Origin of the sequence: Legionella qingyii (assembly GCF_003990155.1) — a bacterium.
Classification (GTDB): Bacteria; Pseudomonadota; Gammaproteobacteria; order Legionellales; family Legionellaceae; genus Legionella; species Legionella qingyii.
In genome coordinates this window covers 17,341-43,451 of the sequence record NZ_RZGX01000019.1, presented here as the reverse complement: position 1 = coordinate 43,451, position 26,111 = coordinate 17,341, and the positions used below count along the sequence as shown (strand labels likewise).

Sequence of the window (26,111 nt, the reverse complement as noted above, 5' to 3'; positions counted from 1 at the left end):
TTGTCGATTACTTTGCAATTTTATCTACATTTGTTAATTATCATGAGCGCAACACAATTGCGTGTATGTGATTGGCTAAGTTTTCAGCTGATCATTCATGATCTTTGGGCATGTTTTTTTATTGCATTGATTACAGTTTCAGCGTGCTTTTCACTTTCATTAAATTCTCTTGGAAGATATTGATATTGTTTTAATGCAGAATTAATTGCATTGAGAATAATGTTTTCATTCTCAAGCTTTAGTTTTGGCCTATTGATTTTTATTAAACCAAACGCAGTGTTTGTTACATTATAATCACGTGCATAATGGAAAGGGATATTAGTGTAAATAATAGCATTGGGGAGGTTAGTGGGGTGTAGTTTTATAAGTTTATTATGTTCTTCTTGTATTTTTTTTATCTTTTCATTTTCAGCATATACATTCAGCTCTGGAAAATTCAGATCAACAAATATTAGGTAAGGTTGGTTTACCTCCTTTTCAATCGCATCTCTGAGTTTGTCGTACAAACGAATATTCTTAGCTTTCCCCTCTGTAGAGCCTAAGACATATTTTACATTACGTGTTTTTGCTTCAACTTGAACAGTAACCCCGGTTTGTATATGTGTCGCTTTACATTCAGTTACTTTCCCTACACCCAGGGTTTCATCAAATGGCTCTATGTTGAAACCAGCCCTTATCATAGTTGCCAGAACAAAGAGTTCGTATCTAGCACCATTAAAACCTTGTTTAGATTTTAATCTTGATATTAGTTTGTCAGTGATGTGGCCTTGATTATGTAAAACAAATAAATCGTACGCCAAATGTAAATAAGCAAGAGCGCTACCATTATGTTTTCTTGACTCAATCGGTTTGTTGGCGTCCATCACCGAACACTCACCATCGACTGCCCATGATAAAATTATGTGCCTTTCATTTTCCTGCTTTTTTAATTCATCATCAAACCATTCGTTACCTAGTGTAGTTTTTAGGTGTGAAGTTAAAAAATCTGCCGGTTCATCCCAATCTCCTTCTGGGGCATCGGATTGAATAAGACTACCTCCGAGAGCAACAAATCTTCTTCCTTGAAAAACTGAACTAACAATTTCAGGCGTGTAACCCATGTGATCATGGTGATATTGAGAACCAATTTTATGTTTTACTTGAAGCTCGTGAAACATTTGTTGTGTTTCTTTAGGTAAGTCATGAAAGTTAACAGTATTTTTTTTACCACAACAGTTTCTATATTTTTTTTTTGCTACCACAAGGGCATTTTCGATGGAGTCGAATAGTTGATTTTTTTTGCATTATGCAAACTCATCTAAAGATATAGGTCCATGATTATAGTGTGATTACTCACGAGAACATTATGGTTTATATTATCAGTATACTAATGATATAAAAGTAATAATTAAACTAGAAGATCTGTATTATACTTCTTCTGTTGTCTTATAAAATGACTTTTGAGCATTATCCATATTTAGAATTTGTTTCAATATATTGTCTATTCTTGTAATTTCAGACTTCCAGTCCCTAGACCAATCTTGTGACCAAATTCTCTCTATTCTCCATCCACGAGACTCCAACAGTTCCTGTCTAGTTTTATCACGATCACGAGCATAGGGCGTAGAATGAAATAATGCTCCATCACACTCTATTCCTAAAATAAAATTAGTTTGAATAACTGGATGATGAACTCCTAAATCGATATAAAAGCCACTTGATCCAATCTCAGCTGATACCTTATAGCCTAACTCTTCTAAACGGCGTTGGACATTTTTGCTGAATGAGCTTGTTTTTCGCGTAGTAATTGCACCGCCAATACCAAAGGAATCTAAGATAGCTTTTGCTTCAGGATAATTTTTATCATTGATTGCCTTTGCATATTTAAGATATCTTCCAAATAAAACCAAATCAGGGTTTTTTGTAAAATCTTTTTCTTCTGCTGGAATTAGATTTGGATCAAATGAGCAGAATACTTCTATGCTTTGTTTTGCACGAGTGATCGCAACATTTAGACGCCGCCCACCACCTTGTTTCGAAAGTGGACCAAAATTCATATACAATTTTCTACCTTGTGCAGAAGGTGCATATCCAACTGAAATGAGCACTAAATCTCTTTCATCTCCTTGAACATTTTCCAAGTTTTTCACGAAAAAAGGTATATCTGATTCGCCATCACTTAGCATTCTTGCTCTTTTTATATTATTTTTAAAACTTACATCAGAAAGTATTCTACGTTCGATAGCATCTTCAATTGCTAGCATTTGCGATTGTCCCATCGCAATCACACCCAAAGATTTTTCAGGATAAATTTGGAATAACAGAGCTAATCTGTCGACTAAGGCATCAGCCTCCACATTATTGCCTTCCTTTTGATTAAAATATGCATTATTTATTTGATGAAACTTAATAACTTCACCTTCAGTTAAATAATATGGGTTAGGGACTGCAATTAATCTGCCTCCATAAAATGCTCTATTTGAAAATGCAATTAGGGATTCAGAGCGGCTTCTATAATGCCATTCTAATATTTCAGAAGGATAAATTTGGGAAGCTAAATCTAATATACTTTGCGATAAATCCGATTCATTTTCATCGTCATCATCGTCAATAAATTCAATTGCTGAAAAGAAGTTTGTAGGGGGCATTTGTTTTGGATCACCTACAACAACCATAGAATTTGCTCTATAAATCGAGGGTATTGCATCTTCAACTCTTACTTGGGATGCCTCGTCGAAAATAATAATATCAAAAAGCCCCATTTCCATAGGTAGTATTTGGCTAATGCTTAAGGGACTCATTAACCAACAAGGCTTAAGTTTTAACATTGTAGAAAGTGCTCCACGCTCCATAATTTCACGTGGCGAAAGAACCTTACGTTGTTTGTTAGCTTCTTTCTTGAGTAAACTTAATCCTTCAAATTCCCCAACACCATTTCCCCATCTTTTGGAAACAGCATTATTTACGAATTCACGTGCAGAAAGTCGGTGTTCTGTTTCAATTTTTTTAAAGGATTCAATTTTTGTATGAAAATTATTTCGATCGAAATTTCTTAACCCAGGATATTGTGTAATGATTTCATCTATCCACCATTTGATCACTAAAGAAATAACGTATTGGTCCCAGGAGTCATCAATAGGAATGAGATTTTTAATTATTAGTTCTTTTGATAAATCACAATTAAAAGATGATCTTATGCTGTTTAAACATAAATCTATCTTATCTAATACTTCTAAATCTATCATCTTTTCAATAAGTAGATCATAATTATAATTTTCATTATCAGTATCTGAGACTAGTGGTTTTTCGAAATACTGATTTAGATTATCTTTTAACTTATCTAGTATCTCAATTTGCTCTTCCAAGTTAATTTTTGTCTGAGATAAGTCAGTAAATATTTTTTTAATTTTTATAGCAGATTGGCTGTTATAACTAGAGAGTTCAGGATTCGAGACTAAGCCTAATGTCCTCATGGCATCCCCGATACTAGTTATGGTTTTAAGTATTGGATTAATTGCATTGAAGGCTAGAATTATTTTTTCTGGATCTGACTCATTACTCTCTAATGGGAGTAACTTATTTTGAGTGATGGATTTGAATGATTTTATTGCTTCTTTTACTAATCGATATGATTTAAATGACTTATTTGTTCTATCCCAATTCGTTAGGAATTGACGTCTAAAACTCCTCATTCTCCAAAAATTTGGGGTGAACCAATCAAATACACTACGAGAAATAGAATAGTACATTTCAAGTTGTCGAATTATTTCGTCATCAGCGTTTTTATTTATCAAATCAAAATGAGACTTCTCGCTGTTAATTGTTTGTATTATTTCCTGGATTTCTTTTTGATATATCATTAAGCCAGATAAATCAGAATAAAACATGTCTGCAAATTCAAACCATTCAGAAGGTAGAGATAATTGACTTAACTCCATTAACTCATTAGATGAGGGGAGCGCTTCGATATTATTCACTCCAAGATCTTCAATCTGTATTTTAATTGCGGATATTGATTGTTCAGTGAGTTTAATTTTTTCGACCAAATCTGACATTACTTGTATAAAGCTATTGGTCAAAATAGTGTCATTTTTCCTATGAAGCCATGGATGATTAGGAATATCTTTCACTCTTGCGGCATACGCTTGCAGTTCGCTTAATTTTCCGCAAATGCTATTTAAGTCATCAAATGAATATCTTGCAAATAAATTGGCAAATTGAATATTCATTTTAACGTTTATTTGCTCAGAATGTAGTGTAAGTAACTCAGAAATATTCAATCCACTTGGATTGTGAACTGTTTCTAGTATTCGGTAATAATTATTGATTTCTGATTTAAGATTATCGAGTTCATTTGTAAGCAAATCCCATTGCTTTTCAGCTTGAGGATCATGATTTGCTTCAGCTAGTTCTAGAAATGAGCTATATAAGCTTTGTTTATTTAAATCGCTACTATGAATAAGTACTGATTGAGATACTAGGTTAGCTTTTTTTAATCGAGCATATACAACATCCAACGCGGCTCTTTTTTCTGAAACAAATAGTACTTTTTTACCTTTTGATATACCTTCTGCAATAAGATTTGTAATTGTTTGACTTTTTCCAGTTCCAGGTGGTCCTTGTATTACTGTTACTTTGCCTTTTGTTGTTTGATCTATAGCTCTATGTTGAGATGAATCAATATTTACAACAAAAAAATTATCTCGCTCTTTATAATCATCGAGAGCTTTTGTTCTTTCGTATATTTCACCTTTATCAGTAGGGATAGGTTTTCCGAGAAATAACTCTGATAAAATGGGATGCATTTCTGAATATTCAAAAATAGAGTCATAATCTCTAAGAAGTACAGTGCGGCTTGCATTAAGATGGTCTATTAAGACAATATCAATTAAATAAAACTGGTTTGCATTGACTTTGCTATATAGCTCATACTCTTTTTTCGAGAGAGCTTCTTCCAGGTTAACTGGAATCCTATCAACAAGTTCTCCTTCTTCATTTTTTACTATTTTAAAACGGGGAGGAATTTTGGGAAGAGCATCAGTAAATGATTCATCATGAATTACTGATTTACCATATTTATCTAGATAATTCTTAAACTCTTGTAAAGCATCGGATACCTGGTCAGATTCGAAGTGCTCTGGAAGCTTTATACCTAATTTTTGCCGAAGTGCAAGGCGTAATGATGGATTCAATTGTACAATATTATCTTCTAGCTTTAGACTCCATTTTTTTCTTTTATCCTTAATAACATCTACTGCAATTTTAAAAATTGGTGAGATTAATAACTCATCTTGCCTATAATTTGCGCTATCCCTCCAACAAAGAAATGGACCTAAAAGCCAAGCTCCAGGCATACCATATTCACGTCTAAACTTATCATCAGCAAGTCTTATTTTATCAAGTCTCTTAATTAAATCTGTGTTTTTAGTTTCTTCTAATAGAAGATGTTTAGTTAGATCAAAATCTGAGTTATTCATCAAGTCTTGGAATCTTGATGACATTGAGCGCATGGGTACAAATTTTTCTGAAATAATATCGTTATAAATATCTTCTGCTTTTGGAGCTTTTGATAAATTAATGCAATGCCCCCGACTTTCGCGATAATAAATTTCTTTATTTCTACGTGATAAGTTAGCTAAAAGGTCTCTATAACGTAAAATTTGTTTTTTAATAAAATCTAAAATTGACACAGCTTAATTTCCAATATTAATAGAAAATCCATTTCTACGCGATCAATCCCTTTATTAAGATTAAGGAGCTAGTAACGTTCAAGCAATGATGGTAAGGTACCGTCCTAAGATTATTTCTTAAATTAACCTTTTTTATCCAATACGATGTTTTAATTTATTCAGTGTTGATTAAAAATTTTTTGATTGTATATTAATGATCAAAAATCTTCCAATGAAAATCTAAAATTAATGCTGTTAGTAATATATTTAACCGTGATGAAAATGGGATTGCCTATTACGCCTCATTAGGGTAGTACCCTAGAAAATCAAAGGATGTTGAGGTATGAATAACTTTCATAAAAGAAACTTATTTGAGCGAATGAAATTTTAATTATTTTATTATTTGATAAATGCTTTGCGCTTAGCTTGATTGTCTCAATTTATAGTATTCCAAATCCGTTAACTCTTTTTCTAAGGTTTCTATATCCTCAATAAGTGTTATAGCTTGATCGCTTTCGATATTAATACCTTTATTATAAATGCTATCTACATCAAGCCCCATAGAGTTTAATCTTATTGAAAGAGGAGGATGACTATCTGTTGGGTGACTAGTATGTGTATTTCCTATTTCATTTTTCATGAAATCTTGTGGTATTTCTTTACATATTTGTGCAAAAAAAGTTGATATATTTATAATCTGCTTTCCTTCTGATAATACCTTTTCCATTTGTTGCTGAGTATAAAGCCAAACATATTGGTATATATGGGCTTTTAATAAAGCCGAACTCATTTCTTCTTTAGAAGATATTTTTATACCCACTGAGTCTGCATTTAACTCTCTCTTTCTACTAATGGCTTTCTCTGATTTTTCGAACGCTCCAATAAAAATATTCATAAAAATAAATGAAGGAAGCAAAGATAATTGCGCTAATCCTTGCTCATTATTAGAAGTATCTAACGATAAAATTGTATCGTTAGCTCGTCTATATATGGGATAAAATTTCCTACTCCATTTTGTATCTTCCCCTATAAAATGCCCCATTTCATGACCAAGGATAGCTAAAAACTCATTTTTTGAAAGCACTCTACAAAAGGGTAATGATATAAATAAACTCCTCCCCTGAACATTACCATCCAAACATAAAATATTTGCTTCTGTAACAAAAAAGGTCGGATCCATACCTGCAATGATTGTACTAGGTGCGTTAGTCCCCACTTTTTTTGCAACCGATTCGACAGTTTGCCATATAGTTGGATATTTTCTTTTGTCGAGTATCTTGCCAAAAACTTTAGCCTCCACATCTTTTATTGGAATAAATGATTTAATTAATACGTATATTGCAGTAATACCAGCAACTATTCCTAGACTTACAATCAACCCCAAATGGACTTTTTCAAAATAAAATGATTCAGCAAAATAAATACTAAAAATGAGGATACTTGCATTGGCGATTACCAATATTGCAGCTGAAATTTGTGACAACAATAAGCCGGGTTTAAATAAATAAAAAAGAATATTTCTATTATTTCTAGACAAAAAACCTAAAGTAAAAATTACGCAAAAGAGTAATGCAGTAAATGCTAAAGTTATTGATGAATAATATTTTAAGTTGTTTATTTGGTTGAATTCATCGCACACAGAATTTAATGCTGGATCCAGATCCTTTTCATTGCACAAAGTATTAAGTTTTAATTGATTTAAAACTTGCGGATTTTCCCTGATATCTATGCCCTTTTTATCCTTAAAAAGTTGAACAACTGTCTCTTCATATTGATTTTCATAACCATTTGAGACCATCCAACCAACTAAAACGCCTAAAACGGGTATTAAAGTGGTTAAAAATATAATGAAAATCCATTTTCTAAAATTATCCATCTAGCTCTCGCGGGCGGAGTATCTTAATTTAAATTTTAGACCAAATTAAAAACACTTTTCAGAAGTACTATAAAAGAGGGAGCACAAAATTTTTATTTGTCTGACATAGTAAGAAATTATCAATGTTTCCTAAATCTTAGAAAAAAAATAGAATCTTCGCCTACTGAATGTAGGCCCGTGTATTAAATTACACGTTAACCGAACTATTCTGTACTGGAGCGTTAAGCATTATCAATTTATTATTTTGATTCTCGTTTATTTTATAAACGATGTAGCTTATTAAAATGGTGGCGACTAAAAGAAGTAACTCAATTACTATCCACTCAAATAAATACATCTTAATTTCTGATAATGAATGAGGAGGATAGTAAGTATTTATTATGTGGCTTAAAATTCCAGCTCCAATAAATGATATCCACCATATCGGAATAATTAAGGGCGCGGACAAATTTTTCCAACTTTCGCCAGTGTTCGTGGCATCGGGTTGGCTTGCCTTCCATATTTCAGCCACCGCCTTAAATGGCCAATAAAGGCAAAGTAAGGGAATATAAAAACTCCATACGGACAAAGCAGGAGTAAACTCTAGCCCAGTAATACGTAAAGAAGATAAATTCTTGTTTGCCCTATATATCCATAAAGAAAAAGAAACAGCACATAAAATAAATATAATAACATTATACCTTGTCATGCTATCACTGAAATTTAATGAACTGATAAAATCTTGTCGTATAAGCTCTGAAGGACTACTAATGAGATTGTTTAGTAAATAAATTGAATACATATAAGATGATACTAACACAATTTTAAGTAAAAAAAACAAAGAGAAAAAAATTAGAACGGCCGTAGTAAATAGAGCATTAGACTGATAGGTTGTTCCTTCAATTCTCATCTCCAAACTCCATAGTATATTACAGTCAGCAATAAATGGTGTAATAAATATAGTATAGTTAAAAAATAAGACTTTAATTTTAAACAAAGATAAAAGAAAACTTTATGAACATAGGAATTTGCCGACTCTGCAATCAAAAGGGAGAGCTGAGAGAAAGTCATATAGTGCCAAAATTAATTTTTAGATGGCTAATCAGAACTTCAGCAACAAGCTATCTACGATTTGGAACCCAGATAAATAAACGCGTTCAAGATGGTTTGAAACTTTACTGGCTTTGTTCTGATTGTGAATGCAAACTTTGTACATGGGAAACATATTTTTCTAATAAAATTTTTCGTCCTTTACGTCATGTAGATCATGTAAGTTACAATAATAATTTTTTAAAGTTTGCAGTATCGCTTTCTTGGCGAGTATTGAAGTACTTTCAAGAGTTAGGAGGATTAAACGACTTCGATGACAAAATAGTAAAGGCGTCAGATCAGGCTTTGTTAAATTGGAAAGAATTCCTCTTTAATAATAATAAAAATCCTGGAGGGTATGAGCAACATCTTTATAATTTCATAGGGGAAGTAAGTTCCGCACATAGTGAGTTACCTGTAAATATTAATCGTTATCTACAAAGATCTGTTGAAATAGATGTACAAGCAAGTAAAAATATTGCCTTTGTATACACTAAGCTACCCGGGTTATTGTGTATAGGATATATAAAGCTAAATGATTCAAAGCCATGGAGAAAAACAAGAATATGTGTTCACAACGGTAGAATTGAGCCCATGGAATATTCAATTCCATTAGAGCTTTGGGATATTATTAAACAAAAAGCTGAGGAATCGCAGGTTTTACAAAAATCAATTTCAGAAAAACAGCAAGATAAAATTAAACAGGATTATCTGGATAATATTCAGGAAGCTAACAAATCAGGAACTATCGAAGCATTATCTAAAGACATTAATCTATTTGGAATAGACTTAGTATTTGGTAAAAAATAAACTAATATAATTTTAAATCATCAGGTAATGCTTCTTGAGCAAGACCTTTAATTAATTGATATGGTTCATCATAAGCACATTTTTCATTAACTACTATAGAAAATTGTGAAAGTAGTAATTCAAATGGTTCTGGATGAAGTCTTTTACCCATAGGCTTGCAGCCTACTCCTAGATATGTAGGAAAAACTCTATCTAATCGAATAATTGAGTTTGGTTTCTCAGGATTATTGGATTCAGGTAAGCAAAAAAATTGAGGATAGTGTAACGCTCGAATACGAGCGACTAAAATAGGTCCAAAGGTTCCGGGTTGCAACATCGTAGAAATGCTGAAAAAAGGCGCGACCAAATAACTTGTTTTTTCTAATTGTGACGCAAGTCTTCTCTGTTCAGATGAGCTTATAGAATCCATATTACTAGCTTGTATAGCAGATAAAATTATAACGGGTCTTTTTTTTCCTTTCGAAATTATTAATTCCTCAGTATCACCTAAATTCAACTTTTTTATTGGCAACCGTTCACGACTTGTAAAATGTACACTACTCATTTGTTTTATTTCAAAATTTGTAACACAATGTTCATCGGGGGTAGCTCTTTCAATATCCAGTATTCTTGTTACTTCTTCTACATTTGGAGTTGGCACCCAATAAATACTTCCAGGTTCTGGTTTTGTGCTTGGTGTATCTTCAAGGAATGTACTAAATACTTGCAGTATACCCATAATTATTCCATGTTAAGTTAATCACTTAAAGTTGCTTGGCCTTCTAGCCCTGTATCAAGAGGTTCTTCATCTAACATGTTTAATCCCTCGTAATAAACTTGATCGTAGGAGCCATGAGCTATAATACTTTTCTGTGTCCTAATATCAATAAGTATCCGAAGTTTATTACGAGCCTCTTTTATTGCTTTAGAAGAAATTTTTTTCATTTGTATAACACGATAATCATTTGGATTTTTCTTAATACAATTGGTGAAGTTTAAAATATCTCCTGGACGAGCATTTCTCATTGGATTTGTTTTAAAATAGACATAATCAAGTAATTTAGTTAAATTTTGCTGATATCTTTTCATGTCTGCTTGAATTCTTGACTGTACAGAGACAGATACTTTCAAATCAGCCAAATTTTCTGTTCTTTGATAATCAGTAATTTTATAAAGCACGCAATCTTTACCGTTTTCTTGAGATGTTGAAGGGATCGTAATAATTTTTTTCTTTGTTTCTAATGTATCTATATCCTTCATAACATTTGTTGAGAAAGGGCCATAATGCAAAAATTTCCATTCCCAATTTGGGGTAGTCTTTCCCTGACATTCTTCTGCCAAATATACTTCTAATAAATATAAATATTTAATTAAAGAAGTTTTCAGTAATGGTGAGATACCACAATTATGCGCCTCTTCTAGAATACCTAGGATTAACTGTTCATTATTCATCTAAATTAAACTTTATCTGCATTTATTAATTATTATACATTACTTGTAATAAGTAATTCCAAAAAATAGCATAAGAAGGACATTTTGAATCATATCACCATGTTCTATAACAACCACAGGGGTATATTCTTAATGGGGCTATTTAAGTCCAAATCAATTTGAAGAGTATCTTTTTAATGAAAGTTGCTTAACTGGGGTGTCACATTTTGGGTTGACTACGTCAGTTTTTATTATGAATCCTTAGACATGTCAATCTGGTTACATCATTACATGAGCAGTGGGTTTAAATATCAATGCTAAATATTGATCAAATAACTTGATGCAATCACAGATGAGTTCTTCTAGTGTATTTATCTTTTCCAATATAAGGTATCTTGCCAGGTCATGCTCCTTACATTCTGTTGCTAATGCAAAAGTATATTTCCTACTATTAAATTCTCTGGTTATTGTTAATCCATTAAATAATCCGAAAGAAACTCTTCCATACATGGTCCTCTTTTCATCGCTATGTAAATAAGTTAATTGAGACCAAGGTAATAATAGAAATTTAGCATCTTCTATTATGCGCTTAAGAGGATCATTCAAAATGAATTGTTCATCGCGATAAAAATCTATCCATTCGTCATGGGTGCAGAACCTATAGGTGGCTACATCATCTGATCCTAGAAAATAGAAATAATCACATCCTAAAGCTTTGAGTTTGCGAAAAGCTTGATAAAGCTGTAATTCGAACTTCTCAGGAAAAAAATTATGTAAACTTCCAACTTTTTGAATTGTACAGAGATCCATACTGCTACTTTTTTACATCCAGTGTTATAATAATTTACTCAAACTTTACTTGGATGTAAATGAAAAAAGTTACAATGCTCTCTGCATTTTTAGGGACATTAATTGAGGTTTACGATTTCACTATATTTCCTTTTTTGCTCCCCATATTGTCCGAAGTATTTTTTCCTTCCCATGCAAAAAATAGTGCTATTAATTTTACCATCTTAGCTTATGTCATTAGCTATATTATTAAGCCATTTGGATCTATCGGGTTTGGCTATTTAATCGATTATTTTGGTCGAAAAAAAATATTGCTGTTTACAACAGTGTTAATGACTGTAGCAACTTCGGCAATAGCTTTACTACCTCCAAATTTAATGGGTATGTATTATGGTGCTGGTTTAATTATATGTAGAATTATTCAGGGACTTTCAATTTCAGGGGAGTTTTCTTCTGCTATTATCATGGCTGTCGAGCAAGGGAGAAAATATCCGGCATTTTTTGGCTGTTTCGCTTTTGTGGGCGGCAGTACGGGATTGTTACTGGCGAACCTTAGCATCTTGATTCTTCTTTCTTTAATTCCACATGAACAAATTATTCAATTTGCTTGGCGTATTCCATTTCTAATAGGTTCATTAGGATGTCTTGTTCTGCTCTGTATTCGGAAGAGGATTGATAATCATTTTCTTGATGAACAGATGCAATTATCGGGTTTTAAAAAACTTATCAAAAATTATAAAAAAGAATTGGGGCTTACATTTATAGTATCAAATCTTTCCGCGTCCGCTTTTTATATTACATTTATTTTTATGCCTACATTCTTATCAACTTTATTAAATCTTCATTCACACCAACAATCAATTCTAATAACATTAATTGCTCTTTTTACTTATTTATCAGCTTTACCTTTTGGAGGAATATTGGCTGATAAAATAGGGGTTCTTAGACAAATAAAAATTGCATCAGTACTTTATTTGCTATTCTCATATGGGATTTTTGCTGTAATACCTCAGTTGGAAGGATTTCATTGCATGATAGTATTAGTCCTCTTTGCAATGATTCAAGCTTTTCTAAATTCAGCATTACCTGCATTTATAGTAACCCAATTCAAATTAAATCAGAGGGGAAGGGCGCTTGCCATTTCATATAACATCAGTTTGACATTATTCGGTGGATTAATGCCTTATTTAATTGTAACCTCCGAAAATCATCTGAATCCTGGCATTCCTATAAGTATTTGTGCCGCTCTATGTTTGATATTTATTCATTTTACAGGAAGAAAATATGGTTATTTACGAAGTGAACTTAACTATTCATGAAGACGTTTATACACAATTCCAATTATGGTTAAAAGAGCATGTAAAAGAAATGCTTCAATTTCCTGGATTTATAAAAGCTCGTATTTTAAGGCCGGAAGCTGAGAGTTCCTTGAGCCAAGAAAAGCTAACAGTACAATATCAATTAGAAGATAGAGAATCACTCGCTGTTTATTTTAATCAATCTGCAGCAAAAATGCGTGAAGATGGTATTAATCGATTCAAAGACAAATTCTCAGCCGAAAGAAGGATTTTCGAAGTGCAGGAAAATATTTTGAAATAATTATACGTTTAACACGTATAGTATATTGTATAAATACATTTTATAGGTATATAATGCATTTGCTTACATACACGTCAATGTATATCTATAAGGATGCAATTATGGAAAAAAAGGTTTTTAAAGAAGCAGAGGCAGCAAACTATATTTGTATGAGTCGTTCTTTTCTCTCTCAAGATAGGGCTTATGGAACTTTAGCAAATAGGACGCCTGGACCAAAATATATAAAGATAGGCCGATCTGTTAGATATTTAAAAGATGATCTTGACTCTTGGTTAGAACTGCACAGAAAATAATAAAGCTGTGATTAGATCACGGCTTTTCAAAACTAATATGTCTGAATTGCTCCGATACAGTATCTTTTAGTAAAGCATCTATCTGCGCAGCAAAAGGTTCATGGAAGGATGGGCGGCGAGGAAAAATTCTATCGTTTATCCAATAAACCGGCCATCCATCAGTAGTTTCAATACAATCTTTAGCAAAATTTGTAATTTTAAATTTTTCTTCAATTTGAATACAGCCACGTAAAAAGCTATCAACATAGGATTGGACAATTGGGAAGTCTTTAGTAGGAAGTTGATTTTCCGTTGAGGCTATAGTGTATATCCAAACTTGTTTTTGAGTTGAAAAGTTGGAAGATTGAGAGAGGAATACGAAATTCTCTGGATTAATTTGTTCTCTGCAATAAAAGCTTTCTCTTTTATCATAACTTTTAATGTTTGCCGGTTCGCTCAATTTGTAACTTACACCAATAAAAGATGAGCTTTTATTTTCAATGGCAGATAAAAATGTGGCATTAACTCCAGGTAAATTACCGTGTCCTGCCCAAATTCTTTTATATCCTTTTACCAAAATGGGAACACTCTCTTCAGCAGATGGATCTGTTCTTTTTTTGGATGCCTCATCAATTAAACTTCCATAGCCGACAATATATTGTGAAAGATTAGGATTAATGTCTGGGTGACAGTCAAAAGCAAAAGAATGGAGTGAGAACAACATTAAAAAAAATAACTCAAATTTCTTCATACAACTTTACTGTGTGTTTTTCCGTTTAATTAGTACCATGATACAATAAATTTGCACTTTATATGCACTTTATAAATTAAAACTTTGTTGGGGGGAATCCTTAACTCCTTGATTTATATGGTCGGAGTGACAAGAATCGAACTTGCGACCCCTGCCTCCCGAAGGCAGTGCTCTACCAGGCTGAGCTACACTCCGCGCTGAGCAATAAGTAGTCTGGTACTGATAAATCTTGTGTTGACATCCCTGGTTTGCACGATACTCAGACTACTTAATACTAAAAAAATTAATAGCTTCTTTGCAAAGCAAATTGTGCCAAATTGATAAGCGCTTCTTTATATTTTGAATCGGGCAATATCATCAACGAGGATAATGCTTTGTCGATTTCTTGTGCTGCTATTTTTTTTGTATATTCTATTGCTTTTGTTTCTTCCAATGCGATAAGAATTTCAGGTAAGAAATCCAGGCTGCCTTGTTTCAGGCTGCTCATGATTTGCTGTTTCTGCAGTTCAGTTCCATGTTGTAATGCATGAATTAAAGGTAACGTAGCTTTCCCATCAGCTAAGTCGTCTCCTATGTTTTTGCCTATAGTTTTGGCATCAGAACAATAATCTAGAGCATCATCTATAAGCTGGAAGGCATTACCTAAATGGAGGCCATAGGAATAGAGACTGTCTTGCAGTTCTTTAGACGCGTTGCTGATCATGGGACCTATACAGGCAGCAGCTGCAAATAAAAGAGCCGTCTTCGCACGAATTACATCAAAATATTCATCAAAAGTTAATGCAGGGTTATGGCGGTTGGATAGTTGTTTTACTTCCCCACAGCTGATCTCGAGTGCGGTTTTGGCAAAGAGCTTAAGTACGGCTGTATTGCCGGAATCAACAATAAGCTCTATTGATTGGGTAAAGAGATAATCCCCAACCAGAATACTTGCTTTGCTGCCCCAGATGTCGTTTGCTGTCTGACGTCCTCTTCTTAGTGTAGATTCGTCAATAACATCATCGTGAAGTAAAGTGGCTGTGTGAAAAAACTCAACCATCGCAGCCAGAGTAATATGCTCTTTACCTTGGTAACCACATGCATTACTTGCTAAAAGAACCAACAATGGTCGTAGTCTTTTGCCGCCACTTTGTATTATATGGTGGGACATATCATCAATTAAGCCAATTTGCGATTCAATTTTATTTACAATTAAAGTATTAACTGCATCAAAATCGTCACTAACTAGTGCGCGTATACTGTCAATCGCCATTGTTTGTCCTCTACGATTCAATCAACAAATGCTAAGGTTTGAGCATACGAATTGTCAAGTAAAACTGGGGTTTACTTGAACTCATACATTAAATCGGAAATGCATTACATCTCCATCACAAACGATATAATCCTTGCCTTCCAGGCGTAACTTTCCGGCTTCCTTAGCACCTTGTTCACCTTTACACGCGATAAATGCATCGTATGCTATGACTTCTGCACGGATGAAACCTTTTTCAAAATCAGAGTGGATAACACCTGCTGCTTGCGGTGCTGTAGCTCCTTTAGGAATGGTCCAGGCTCTCACTTCTTTTACTCCAGCGGTGAAATAAGTTTGTAATCCTAACAACTCATAACCTGCACGAATCACTCGATGCAACCCTGGCTCGCTTAACCCTAAATCTTCCATGAACTCTTGGCGATCTGCTTCATCCAATTCGACCAATTCTGCCTCAGTTGCTGCACAGAGAGCGACAATACTGGCTTTTTCTTGCAAGGCTAAGTTACGCACTTTATCCAGTAATGGATTGTTTTCATAACCATTGTCATCGACATTTGCAATATAGAGTACTGGTTTTGCGGTGAGTAGAAATAGACGGCGTGCAATAGGTTCTTCCTCGGCACTTAATTCAAGAGTACGGACAGGGAAACCTTCATCAAGATGTGTCTTGATTTTTTCCAAGGTTTTCATTTCAAAAATTGCCTCTTTATTACCGCTACGGCTATTTTTTCCTGCTTTTAAGATGGCCTTTTCAACAGTTTCCATATCTGCTAAAGCCAATTCTGTATTAATTACTTCGATATCACTGAGTGGGTTCACACGACCTTCAACGTGCACTACATCAGTATTTTCAAAACAACGGACTACATGTGCAATTGCATCAGTTTCGCGAATATTGGCTAAAAACTGATTCCCTAAGCCTTCGCCTTTGGATGCTCCTTTCACAATGCCAGCAATATCAACAAATTGCATGGTGGCTGGGAGCGCTTGTTGTGGTTTTACTATCTCACTCAAAGCATCAAGACGGGGATCGGGAACAGTAACTATCCCGACATTGGGTTCAATAGTGCAGAAAGGATAGTTTGCTGCTTCAATACCTGCTTTGGTGAGTGCATTGAACAGAGTTGATTTACCAACATTGGGCAAGCCCACTATGCCGCATTTAAATCCCATGAGTAATACCTCTAATTGTTAAAACTATCGTGAGTCCGACATAAAAAGCAGAAAGTAACGTTCTACTTTTATGTCGTTAAACGGACGTTATCCCATAAAAATGTGAAACATTTTGTATGGGATTCATTCTAAATTATTAAGTTCGATATAAAAGGATAACTTATCTGTTTATATCGAACACACCTTAAAACCAAACTAACTGTTACTCCGTAATCTTATTCAGATCGAATAGGATTTTTTACCTTGCGAAGATGCAGTACCTAAACGTTCAATTGATTCATTGCTCTGGCCAAATCACCAGATAAGGCTAAGGGCATTGCCGCGATGCCTCTATCAATTGCATCATAAATTAATTGTCTGTCTTGTGCTGAGGGTTTACCGAGCACAAATTGATGAACTAAATCTCTATGGCCTGGATGGCCAATTCCAATTCGTAAGCGGTGAAACTCCGGGCTACCTAATTGGGCTATTATATCTCTTAAGCCATTATGACCGCCATGGCCTCCACCTGTTTTAAGTTTAATGCGTCCTGGAGGTAAATCCAGTTCATCATGTACAACCAGTATTTCTTCGGGTTGAATTCGGTAAAATTGACTAATAAGCCGAGTAGGCTGACCGCTGTGGTTCATAAAAGATATCGGCAAAACCAATTTACCTGAATGCTGATTTAATTCTAAATCAGCCAGTTCGGCTTGCATTTTCTTTTCCAATTTGAAAAAGACACTATGTCGCTGAGCTAAGGCGGAGACTAACCATGCACCGGCATTATGACGCGTATGTTCATAGACTGATCCGGGGTTACGCAAACCAATGATAAGTTTTATAGCCATGATATAGCTCTTTGATAGGGGTCGTAATTCTTGAGCTTATATAGCCAGGGCAAAGCGCTTAGGTAAACCCGGGTAAGTTTACACAAAATTTCCCGGGTTTTACTGTCGCATCACCGCGACTACGGTTTACATTTTTTCAATCAAACTTGAATATTACTCTTCATTTTTCTCAGCGCTAACAGTTGGCACAGCAGATGCTGGAACTTCTGTCGCTTCAGCTGCTTCTTCTGTTACATTTGCTCTGGGCATGTGAATGCTTACAACAGGCGCGTCATGACTTCCATCTGTAACATCAACAGTCAGTTGTACCCCTTTAGGCAATTTTAAATGAGATAAATGAACAACATCATCCATTTTAACGCCCGACATGTCTACTGTGATAAATTCAGGTAGATCTTTTGCTTGGCAACGGATTTCTACTTGAGTCATAGTATGGTTAATGATACCACCAGCTTTAATCCCTGGAGCTTTATCTTCGTTGACAAAGTGAACAGGTACTAATTTAATCAAAATGTCGGTTTTAGAAACGCGTTGTAAATCCATATGCATTACAACAGGCTTGTAGGGATGACGTTGCAATGCTTTTAAAATAACATGTTCAACTTTGCCATCGATTGTAATATCAAAAACACTGGAATAGATACTTTCAGTTTCCAAAGCTTTAACTACTTTGTTATGTTGAAAATGAATTGACATTGGCTTTTTATCACCACCGTAAATTACAGCAGGTACTTTATTTTCAAGACGACGTAGGCGGCGGCTCGCACCTTTCCCCATATCCGTTCTTGTTTGTGCTTCTAAAAGGATGTTTGACATTATATACTCCAAAAATTGATATAAGTTCTTTGTAACTATTCCGCACAGCGACTCAATCTGGCGTATTACCAAGATGTAAATGTGGTGAATTGATACAGTTCCTTTAAAATTTAATCCGCGACCAGATTAAACACCGGATAATGAATTAAAAAATCCGGAAAGGGTGGCGAAGTATACAATATTTTAAAATGAACTTGAAGTCATAGCCATAATTTCATAGAATATGCGACTTTATTGAATTTGTGATAGCCAATCAGGCGAATTGGAGAAATATTATGTATGCGGTAATCAAAACTGGCGGTAAGCAATACACCGTGAAGGAAGGTGATGTGTTAAAAATTGAATTACTGCCTGAAGATGTTGGCAATGAAATACAATTTGAAGAAGTATTAATGTTGGCTGATGGTGATACAATTGTTTGTGGTACACCATTAGTTGCCAAGGCAACAGTGAAAGCCGAAGTGCTTGATCATGGTCGTCACAAAAAAGTTAAAATTATCAAGTTTCGTCGTCGTAAGCACCACAGAAAACAAATGGGGCACAGACAATATTATTCGCAAGTTAAAATTACTGCGATAAGCAAGTAAGAGAGGATAGCAATGGCTCATAAGAAAGCAGGTGGTAGTACTCGTAACGGCCGCGACTCGAATCCCAAGTATCTTGGAGTAAAGCGTTATGGCGGTCAATTCGTTAATGCGGGTGAAATAATTGTAAGACAACGTGGTACACGTTTTCATCCAGGGCCTGGTGTAGGCTGTGGTCGTGATCATACCTTGTATGCCTTGGTTGAAGGTTTAGTACAATTTGTTGTCAAGGGTGACAAAAATCGTAAATACGTAACTATAGTTGCAGAAGCACAAGAAGCTGCTAACTAATTCCTACGGGAAACCAATATGCCGCGTACAGCGGCCTTGGTGTTATGATGTATTCTGGATTATGGTTTTACTTAATCCAGAATACATGTTATACCCAAATGCAATGTTGTTATTGACCCCGGCAACGGGGTTTTTTTTTATTTTGAGGTTGGTCATGAAATTCGTTGATGAGGCAGTGATAAAAGTAGAAGCAGGCCATGGCGGAAATGGTTGTCTAAGCTTCAGACGCGAAAAATTCATACCACGTGGTGGTCCTGATGGTGGTGATGGTGGTGATGGTGGAAGTGTATACTTTGAAGCCAGTACGGATTTAAATACCCTTGTTGATTTCCGTTATATGCGTCATTTTAAAGCGCGCAATGGTCAGCACGGTATGGGAGGAAATTGTACTGGGAAAAAAGGTGATGATTTAACGATAAAAGTACCCGTTGGTACTATGGTATATGATGTTGATACAGGAGAATTACTTGGTGACATTAAAGAACCAGACGTACCTGTATTAATTGCTCAAGGCGGATTTCATGGTTTAGGTAATACACGCTATAAAAGTAGTGTGAATCGCTCTCCAAGACAAACTACTCCAGGAAGCCCCGGGGAATCACGACATTTGCGTTTAGAATTGCGTGTTTTGGCTGATGTAGGCCTATTAGGATTGCCTAACGCCGGCAAATCTACTTTAATTCGCGCAGTTTCCAGTTCAAAAGCAAAAGTGGCCGATTATCCTTTTACAACGTTGCATCCAAGCCTAGGTGTTGTTAGCGTTTCTTCACATAAGAGCTTTGTGATGGCTGATATTCCTGGCCTCATTGAAGGAGCTTCTACCGGAGCTGGACTTGGGCATCGATTTTTAAAACATCTTTCACGTACCTGTGTGTTACTCCATGTAATTGATGTCGCTCCAATAGATGATAGTGATCCAGTTGCATCAGCTAAAGCAATTATTCATGAGTTGGCAGAATATAATCCCGAGCTTTTACATAAACCCAGATGGCTGGTATTGAACAAAATAGATATGCTTCCCGATGCAGCGAGTCGAGAGGAACGAATCCAGGACATAATAAATGGTTTGGGTTGGAAGGATAAGGTATTTGCTATCTCCGCGATCAATGGCGAAGGAACACAACAATTGTGCTATTCATTGATGCAGCTCATTGATGAGATGAAAGAGTCTGAAGCATAGCCATTCTGCAGCATGTTCAACTACTGAAGTCTTACGGTAGGGTATGTTATGGGTTTCACGACCTTTCTGAGAGTGATTACTGTAGTCAATAATTAATTGTGTTGTCCCATTTGTTGGTTGTTGCTGCCAATATTCTGCTAAACCACTTATATGAAAATACAGCTTATTTTTATGTACACTACTAAAATGGAGTAAATGATATATATGGGGTTTGGTCAGCAGTAATTGCAGTAATCCTCCAGTTGCTTCATCGATAATCGTTATTGGCTCATTGATACTTGCAATTAATTCGCGTAGGGTTTCAGAAGCTTTTTTCTCTACAGAACTAATAATGTGAGGCTCTAGAATCGGATCAACAATGGCTTTTATTTTATGCACCAAATTGGAAGTACAACGAACTTTAAATTCAATGTAAGGTGATTCCCAGCGATAGCCGGTTTGACAATCAATATTTTGAAGTGCATCCTCCAATTTTTGGGCTATTTCACTTTCAGCCAAACCAAATATTCGCCACTTAAGTATCTGTTTTTGGCTATGGGTGGTTTGCTGCAAAATAGGCATTATATAATTATTAAACATTGGCAAACATTCACGGGGTGGGCCAGGTAATAAAAAAAAGTTTTTATTATTCCACTGATAATGGCATCCTAAAGCGCTACCCACAGGGTTGGGTAAAAGTAGTGCTTGTTCAGGAAAAAGGCATTGTTGTAAATTTCCCGCATTTAGGGTTAGCTTGGCATCTCGTAAACGGTTTATTACGTGCTCAAGAGCTTCAGAATGTTGTACCAATGCCTCACCTGTAAATTGAGATAGGGCAAAGCGAGTAAGGTCATCGGTAGTTGGTCCAAGTCCGCCAATGATAATAATAATGTCATGCTTTTTTGTTAAGAACTGCAGGCAATTGACAATATCAACTTTTTTGTCGCTGCATGAAAGGTGAAGACCTAAAGATAAGCCTTCTGAACTTAAGGCATGGGCGATGTCGCGACCATTAGTATTTAGGGTATCGCCATGAATAATTTCATCACCAGTTGCTAAAATGGCTACGGTCATTGCCTATTTCCGAAGATCATATTGGCCTGATTTTATAGCATAATTTGAAAAATCTGTAATAGTTATTGACATTTATTCTGAAATTGCCTAATAACTAGAAAAGGTGGTTTTTTTTAAGATAAATACTGCTCTTTCGATTAATTTTAACAATCATTTGTGTGTAAAGGAGAAATTATGGAATTTTCAAGCCGTTATGTAGCGCATGTTCCTGACGCTCAAGGGTTTGTTAAATATTCTGCAGAAGAAAATAAGATCTGGAGTATTTTATTTGAAAGACAAATCAAATTAATAACAGGAAGAGCTTGTGATGAATTCATAACGGGATTAAAAACTTTAGCTATAAAGTCTGAAGTAATTCCTCAGATTCCCGATCTAAATGAAAGGCTTAAAGCAGTAACGGGCTGGCAAGTGTCTGCAGTTGAGGCATTAATTTCTGCTCGAGAATTTTTTGAGTTGTTGGCAACTAAACATTTTCCTATAGCTACATTTATTCGTAGTGAAGAAGAGTTGGATTATGTTAAAGAGCCTGATATCTTTCATGAAGTTTTTGGTCATTGTCCGATGTTGACGGATAAGGTATATGCTGAGTTTGTTTATGATTATGCTCAAAAAGTGTTAACCTTCCCTGAATCAGATTGGCCATTACTCCAACGTTTGTTTTGGTTTACAGTTGAGTTTGGTTTAATTAAGACCGCAAAGGGGCTGCGAGCTTATGGTGGTGGAATACTGTCTTCCATTAGTGAAACGGTATATAGTGTAGAAAGCGATATTCCGCTGAGAGTGATTTTTGAACCAATAGCCGCATTTCGCATGCCGTATCGTATCGACATGTTGCAACCAGTTTATTTTGTGATCAATAATTATCAGACTTTGTACGACTTTGTTTTATCTGACATAGGTAAACTTTTAGCTCGAACTCGAGAACTAGGGGAGTTTCCACCTTTTTTTAAGGTGGATCCAGATAACCCTAATATCCATATTAGAGCATGTTAATCTACGTATTGTAATGAACAGCTAGTCTTGTTAACATCGAGCAACCTAGTTTGTTCATTGGCTTTTAAGTCAAGGAGCATTATTTGATTAAAGTACTAATTGTTGATGACCATGCATTGGTTCGAATGGGTATTCGACGATTACTCGAAGATATGTCGGATGTAGAGGTAGTCGCTGATGCAGAAAGCGGTGAAGAAGCTTTGGCATTAGTAAAAAAACATTCTCCTGACGTGGTCCTTTTAGATATGAAAATGCCTGGGATTGATGGCTGGGAAGTAACACGTCGTCTAAAAAAATCAAATCCCCATGTTAAGGTTATTGCTGTAACCGCGATGTGTTCTGATCTGTTACCTACCCGTGTTTTGCAATTAGGCGCTATGGGGTATCTGACGAAAGAGTCAGGTGCAGAAGAAATGGCTGCTGCGATACGTAAAGTTGCCAAAGGAGAAAAATACCTTAGTGCTGAAATTGCTCAAAAAGTTGCGATTAATAGCTTGGAAGAAGTACAAGGTTCTCCCTTTGATGTATTATCTGAACGTGAAATGCAAGTGATGTTGATGATTACTAGTGGCATGAATGTGCAAGAAATTAGTGATAGGCTTTTCCTTAGCACCAAGACAATTAATGGCTATCGTTATCGCACATTTGAAAAATTAGGTATTAAAAATGATGTGGAGCTTACTTATTTAGCTCTGAAACATGGAATTATAGAAAATCCCATCGATTTAACGTCAGAAGATTAAAGGTCCTTGTGTGTGGTCTGGGTATTGCGTCTGACTTTTCCCAAAAGTATAGCACTGCCGCCTAGGCTACATTTTAAACCAAGAGTTACTGCTATTATTACATGAATATTTCTACTGAATTAGCGTTGTTTCTCACTAAGTTACCTAATGAGCCCGGTGTTTATCGTATGCTGGATGAAGTAGGCAATATTCTTTACGTAGGTAAAGCTTCCAATCTGAAAAAGCGGGTAACCAGCTATTTCAACAAACAAAATACAGGCATTAAAACACGATCTTTGGTGAGTCAAATCGCCTCTATAGAAATTTCTGTTACACGTAGCGAAACCGAAGCTTTATTATTGGAAAGTAATCTGATTAAAACATTAAAACCAAAATACAATGTTTTATTACGAGACGATAAATCTTATCCTTATATTCACCTTTCTAATCATCCTGATTTTCCACGTATAGAAAGCTATCGTTCTAAAAAAAAACCTCTTTCAGGTGATTTTTTTGGCCCTTATCCTAGTAGCGCCGCGGTAAAAGAAACTATAGTAACCATACAAAAAGTCTTTAAAGTTCGAAATTGTCGGGACAGTTATTTTAATGCACGCTCAAGACCTTGCTTGCAGTACCAGATTAAACGATGTACTGCTCCCTGCGTCAATTACATAACTCCCGAGGATTACAAACGTTCTGTACAAGACGCTATGCGATTTTTACAGGGTAAGTCCCAATTAATTCTTGATGAACTTGCCAAACGAATGGATAAAGCTGTAAGCGAATTAAATTTTGAAGAAGCAGCGCTTTTGCGGGATCAAATTAAAAGTTTGCGATTGGTGCAAGAACAACAGGGCGTTTTACAATTACGTGGGGATGCGGATGCTATTGCAATCGAGATTAGCCCTGGTTTTGCATGCGTCCAATGCGTGACTATTCGCGAAGGCCAAGTATTGGCAAGTCGTAGTTATTTTCCATCGGTACCTCAAAAAGGCTTAGAAGATGAACTCAATATCGACGATTTGTGGCAACAAACTTTTGATGCATTTATAGGATTCTATTATTTGGATGTTCCAGAGAAGATTCCTGCATTAATCATTACGAATCATGATTTGGTGGATCACCAGTCCTTAGAAGAGGCATTATCACAACAACGCGGTAAATTGTGTAAAATTCAAGTGAATCCTCGTGGCATTAAGTCCCGATGGATGGATTTTGCACTGAATAATTTACGTGTCTCGGTAGCCGAATATGTTACAAAACATTCTACAATCAGATCTCGTTTCCAAGAGTTAGAGCGGCTTTTGGGCCTTAAAAAGCAAATTGAGCGAATGGAATGCTTTGATATAAGTCACACGCAAGGTGAGGCAACTGTTGCATCGTGTGTTGTGTTTGATCATGAGGGGCCTTGTCCTAATGAGTATCGACGTTTTAATATCGAAGGAATTACTCCTGGAGATGATTATGCGGCAATGGAACAGGCAATTACCCGACGCTTTAAACGTTTGGTGGAAATTCAATCCCTACCTGATGTATTAATTATTGACGGAGGCAAAGGGCAAGTAGCGGTGGCCCAGAAAGTGCTTATGTCTTTAGGTATATCAACGGTGAACTTGCTGGGGGTGGCTAAAGGACCTTCACGCAAAGCCGGGTGGGAAAAATTGATTCTAGTGCATGAAGCACATGAATTGACTTTACCCGATGACTCTAAAGCCTTGCATTTGTTACAACATATTCGAGATGAGGCGCACCGATTTGCCATTACTGCTCATCGTAAAAAAAGACAAAAAAAGAGATTGGAATCAACTCTTGAGGATATAGAAGGAGTCGGAGCAAAACGTAGACAAGCATTACTGCATCGCTTTGGTGGGATACGAGAGCTTGCAAAGGCTCCACTGGAAGAAATTGCCAAAGTATCAGGAATTAGTGAACATTTGGCAAAACGTATTTTTCAATTTTTTCATGGCGAAAAAGTGTAGTCATAAAAAAATTGTAGCGCCGGATTGGCGCAGTGCGTTCCGGCAATCCTGAGTGCAATGAGGGGCTCCTATCAGGACATGGTGCGACAGCATGGAGATCCCTCGTTGCACTCAAGATGACGGGGTTTTGTACCTATGTTATTCATCAATAATTAGAATATTATTCATAACCCTAGCAAAAACTCTAATATTCGTACTAAACTTATTTTAGATATGCTCGAATAATAATTGGAATAAATTGATATTTAAGCACAAATCTTGCATATAAAAATAATAAGTAAAGGTGAGAGGGGGGGCATATGTATAAATTACTTTCAGCTGCATTGATGATGCTCATGGCTGCCATAGCGAATGCGGGTAATTTTTATGGCACAGGACTATGTGGATACCCACAATACGATTGTATTAAAGTAGAGTCAGGACAAAGTTGGGAGACTTTGTTTCCGGATGAAAATCAACGTGACATTGTTCAAAGAGTCAATCGGACCTATAACCCGTTATGGGCTGGCAAGATAATCGCGGTTCCGAAAAATTTAGCTTATCTCACTGTTTTTGACGTTGCACCTTTCCCATTAAAAATTCCAAATGAACATCAAAAACAAATTATTGTTGATCAGGATAAATTGGCCTTTGGGGCTTATGATGCCGAAGGTAATTTGGTGAAATGGGGACCTATTTCATCTGGAAGAGACCGATGCCCTGACGCTAATCGTTCTTGCCGCACTTTAACTGGGATTTATCGGGTGTTCAGTAAAGAAAATGAAAAATGTACATCCGATGTATTCCCCATAGGTAAAGGTGGCGCAAAGATGCCTTTCTGCATGTTTTTCCATAAGGGTTTCGCATTACATGGTTCCGACGATATCCCGGGAGTAAGAGCGAGTCACGGATGTGTGCGTATGTTTACCCAGGATGCTAAATGGTTAAATCTGAACTTTGTTGAATTATCCAGCGAACGAAATAATTTCATGGGTACAACGGTTATTGTACGTCCAATAAATGACAGTGAGTGAGA

At 35.6% G+C, this 26,111-nt stretch carries 24 protein-coding genes and 1 tRNA gene; 11 read left to right on the top strand and 14 right to left on the bottom strand.

What is annotated here, in order from left to right; all coding sequences use genetic code 11:
* Positions 1 to 95 precede the first annotated feature (95 nt).
* The 4 genes from ELY20_RS13440 to ELY20_RS13425 all read right to left on the bottom strand — a co-directional run bounded on the left by ELY20_RS13440 (position 96) and on the right by ELY20_RS13425 (position 8,413).
* Positions 96 to 1,241 carry a hypothetical protein gene (locus ELY20_RS13440; protein ID WP_127059491.1) on the bottom strand — a complete coding sequence of 382 codons (1,146 nt, stop codon included), beginning with the start codon at positions 1,239 to 1,241 and terminating at the stop codon, positions 96 to 98.
* A gap of 165 nt (positions 1,242 to 1,406) precedes the next feature.
* Positions 1,407 to 5,669, bottom strand: a complete 4,263-nt coding sequence (locus ELY20_RS13435; RefSeq protein WP_110143743.1) for an AAA domain-containing protein — start codon at positions 5,667 to 5,669, stop codon at positions 1,407 to 1,409.
* Positions 5,670 to 6,069: 400 nt separating this feature from the next.
* On the bottom strand, positions 6,070 to 7,524 hold the full coding sequence (locus ELY20_RS13430) for a M48 family metallopeptidase (RefSeq protein WP_110143742.1): 1,455 nt from the start codon (positions 7,522 to 7,524) through the stop codon (positions 6,070 to 6,072).
* Positions 7,525 to 7,711: 187 nt separating this feature from the next.
* Positions 7,712 to 8,413 carry a DUF4328 domain-containing protein gene (locus ELY20_RS13425; RefSeq protein WP_110143741.1) on the bottom strand — a complete coding sequence of 234 codons (702 nt, stop codon included), beginning with the start codon at positions 8,411 to 8,413 and terminating at the stop codon, positions 7,712 to 7,714.
* A 104-nt stretch (positions 8,414 to 8,517) separates the two neighbouring features.
* Between ELY20_RS13425 and ELY20_RS13420 the strand changes: the two genes are divergently transcribed.
* Positions 8,518 to 9,402 (top strand): hypothetical protein, encoded by an 885-nt coding sequence (locus ELY20_RS13420; RefSeq protein ID WP_110143740.1) that lies wholly within the window; start codon positions 8,518 to 8,520, stop codon positions 9,400 to 9,402.
* Between the two features lies 1 nt (position 9,403).
* Here ELY20_RS13420 and ELY20_RS13415 read toward each other — a convergent pair whose 3' ends face one another.
* The 3 genes from ELY20_RS13415 to ELY20_RS13405 form a co-directional block, all read right to left on the bottom strand.
* On the bottom strand, positions 9,404 to 10,120 hold the full coding sequence (locus ELY20_RS13415) for a hypothetical protein (protein ID WP_110143739.1): 717 nt from the start codon (positions 10,118 to 10,120) through the stop codon (positions 9,404 to 9,406).
* Between the two features lie 17 nt (positions 10,121 to 10,137).
* Positions 10,138 to 10,833: a hypothetical protein gene (locus ELY20_RS13410; protein WP_110143738.1), complete on the bottom strand. Its 696-nt coding sequence runs from the start codon at positions 10,831 to 10,833 to the stop codon at positions 10,138 to 10,140.
* Between the two features lie 258 nt (positions 10,834 to 11,091).
* Positions 11,092 to 11,622 (bottom strand): autoinducer binding domain-containing protein, encoded by a 531-nt coding sequence (locus ELY20_RS13405; protein ID WP_110143737.1) that lies wholly within the window; start codon positions 11,620 to 11,622, stop codon positions 11,092 to 11,094.
* Positions 11,623 to 11,681: 59 nt separating this feature from the next.
* Here ELY20_RS13405 and ELY20_RS13400 point away from each other — a divergent pair, with 59 nt between their 5' ends.
* From ELY20_RS13400 to ELY20_RS13390, 3 genes are all read left to right on the top strand, one after another.
* Positions 11,682 to 12,920, top strand: coding sequence for an MFS transporter (locus ELY20_RS13400; protein WP_110143736.1), 1,239 nt, complete (start codon positions 11,682 to 11,684; stop codon positions 12,918 to 12,920).
* On the top strand, positions 12,886 to 13,200 hold the full coding sequence (locus tag ELY20_RS13395; RefSeq protein ID WP_110143735.1) for a DUF4286 family protein: 315 nt from the start codon (positions 12,886 to 12,888) through the stop codon (positions 13,198 to 13,200). The genes ELY20_RS13400 and ELY20_RS13395 overlap by 35 nt, the downstream gene beginning before the upstream one ends.
* Positions 13,201 to 13,301: 101 nt before the next feature.
* Positions 13,302 to 13,493: a helix-turn-helix transcriptional regulator gene (locus ELY20_RS13390; RefSeq protein WP_110143734.1), complete on the top strand. Its 192-nt coding sequence runs from the start codon at positions 13,302 to 13,304 to the stop codon at positions 13,491 to 13,493.
* 16 nt (positions 13,494 to 13,509) lie between these two features.
* Here the strand turns inward: ELY20_RS13390 and ELY20_RS13385 are convergent, their stop codons facing one another.
* The 6 genes from ELY20_RS13385 to ELY20_RS13360 all read right to left on the bottom strand — a co-directional run bounded on the left by ELY20_RS13385 (position 13,510) and on the right by ELY20_RS13360 (position 18,294).
* Complete coding sequence (locus ELY20_RS13385) at positions 13,510 to 14,223, bottom strand: gamma-glutamylcyclotransferase family protein (protein WP_110143733.1); 714 nt, start codon at positions 14,221 to 14,223, stop codon at positions 13,510 to 13,512.
* A gap of 118 nt (positions 14,224 to 14,341) precedes the next feature.
* Positions 14,342 to 14,418, bottom strand: a tRNA-Pro gene (locus tag ELY20_RS13380).
* An 88-nt stretch (positions 14,419 to 14,506) separates the two neighbouring features.
* Positions 14,507 to 15,475, bottom strand: a complete 969-nt coding sequence (locus tag ELY20_RS13375) for a polyprenyl synthetase family protein (RefSeq protein ID WP_110143732.1) — start codon at positions 15,473 to 15,475, stop codon at positions 14,507 to 14,509.
* An 81-nt stretch (positions 15,476 to 15,556) separates the two neighbouring features.
* Positions 15,557 to 16,648 (bottom strand): redox-regulated ATPase YchF, encoded by a 1,092-nt coding sequence (gene ychF / locus ELY20_RS13370; RefSeq protein ID WP_110143731.1) that lies wholly within the window; start codon positions 16,646 to 16,648, stop codon positions 15,557 to 15,559.
* Between the two features lie 260 nt (positions 16,649 to 16,908).
* Positions 16,909 to 17,478: an aminoacyl-tRNA hydrolase gene (gene pth, locus ELY20_RS13365; RefSeq protein WP_110143730.1), complete on the bottom strand. Its 570-nt coding sequence runs from the start codon at positions 17,476 to 17,478 to the stop codon at positions 16,909 to 16,911.
* A 153-nt stretch (positions 17,479 to 17,631) separates the two neighbouring features.
* Positions 17,632 to 18,294 (bottom strand): 50S ribosomal protein L25/general stress protein Ctc, encoded by a 663-nt coding sequence (locus ELY20_RS13360; protein WP_110143729.1) that lies wholly within the window; start codon positions 18,292 to 18,294, stop codon positions 17,632 to 17,634.
* Positions 18,295 to 18,569: 275 nt separating this feature from the next.
* Between ELY20_RS13360 and rplU the strand changes: the two genes are divergently transcribed.
* The 3 genes from rplU to cgtA all read left to right on the top strand — a co-directional run bounded on the left by rplU (position 18,570) and on the right by cgtA (position 20,349).
* Positions 18,570 to 18,881, top strand: a complete 312-nt coding sequence (rplU, locus tag ELY20_RS13355; protein ID WP_110143728.1) for a 50S ribosomal protein L21 — start codon at positions 18,570 to 18,572, stop codon at positions 18,879 to 18,881.
* A 12-nt stretch (positions 18,882 to 18,893) separates the two neighbouring features.
* Positions 18,894 to 19,169 (top strand): 50S ribosomal protein L27, encoded by a 276-nt coding sequence (rpmA, locus tag ELY20_RS13350; protein ID WP_110143727.1) that lies wholly within the window; start codon positions 18,894 to 18,896, stop codon positions 19,167 to 19,169.
* A gap of 154 nt (positions 19,170 to 19,323) precedes the next feature.
* On the top strand, positions 19,324 to 20,349 hold the full coding sequence (cgtA, locus tag ELY20_RS13345; RefSeq protein ID WP_110143751.1) for an Obg family GTPase CgtA: 1,026 nt from the start codon (positions 19,324 to 19,326) through the stop codon (positions 20,347 to 20,349).
* On the opposite strand, the gene ELY20_RS13340 is transcribed toward cgtA, so the two are convergent.
* A complete protein-coding gene (locus tag ELY20_RS13340) occupies positions 20,305 to 21,402 on the bottom strand; it encodes a competence/damage-inducible protein A (protein WP_110143726.1) in 1,098 nt (365 codons plus the stop codon). The genes cgtA and ELY20_RS13340 overlap by 45 nt on opposite strands.
* A gap of 174 nt (positions 21,403 to 21,576) precedes the next feature.
* On the opposite strand from ELY20_RS13340, the gene phhA reads away from it, so the two are divergent.
* The 4 genes from phhA (at position 21,577) to ELY20_RS13320 (ending at position 26,109) form a co-directional block, all read left to right on the top strand.
* Positions 21,577 to 22,395 (top strand): phenylalanine 4-monooxygenase, encoded by an 819-nt coding sequence (gene phhA, locus ELY20_RS13335; protein WP_110143725.1) that lies wholly within the window; start codon positions 21,577 to 21,579, stop codon positions 22,393 to 22,395.
* A gap of 83 nt (positions 22,396 to 22,478) precedes the next feature.
* Positions 22,479 to 23,138 (top strand): two-component system response regulator LetA, encoded by a 660-nt coding sequence (gene letA, locus ELY20_RS13330; protein WP_058466537.1) that lies wholly within the window; start codon positions 22,479 to 22,481, stop codon positions 23,136 to 23,138.
* A 101-nt stretch (positions 23,139 to 23,239) separates the two neighbouring features.
* Positions 23,240 to 25,096, top strand: a complete 1,857-nt coding sequence (gene uvrC / locus ELY20_RS13325) for an excinuclease ABC subunit UvrC (protein ID WP_110143724.1) — start codon at positions 23,240 to 23,242, stop codon at positions 25,094 to 25,096.
* A 299-nt stretch (positions 25,097 to 25,395) separates the two neighbouring features.
* On the top strand, positions 25,396 to 26,109 hold the full coding sequence (locus ELY20_RS13320) for a L,D-transpeptidase (protein WP_110143723.1): 714 nt from the start codon (positions 25,396 to 25,398) through the stop codon (positions 26,107 to 26,109).
* Positions 26,110 to 26,111: the final 2 nt, after the last annotated feature.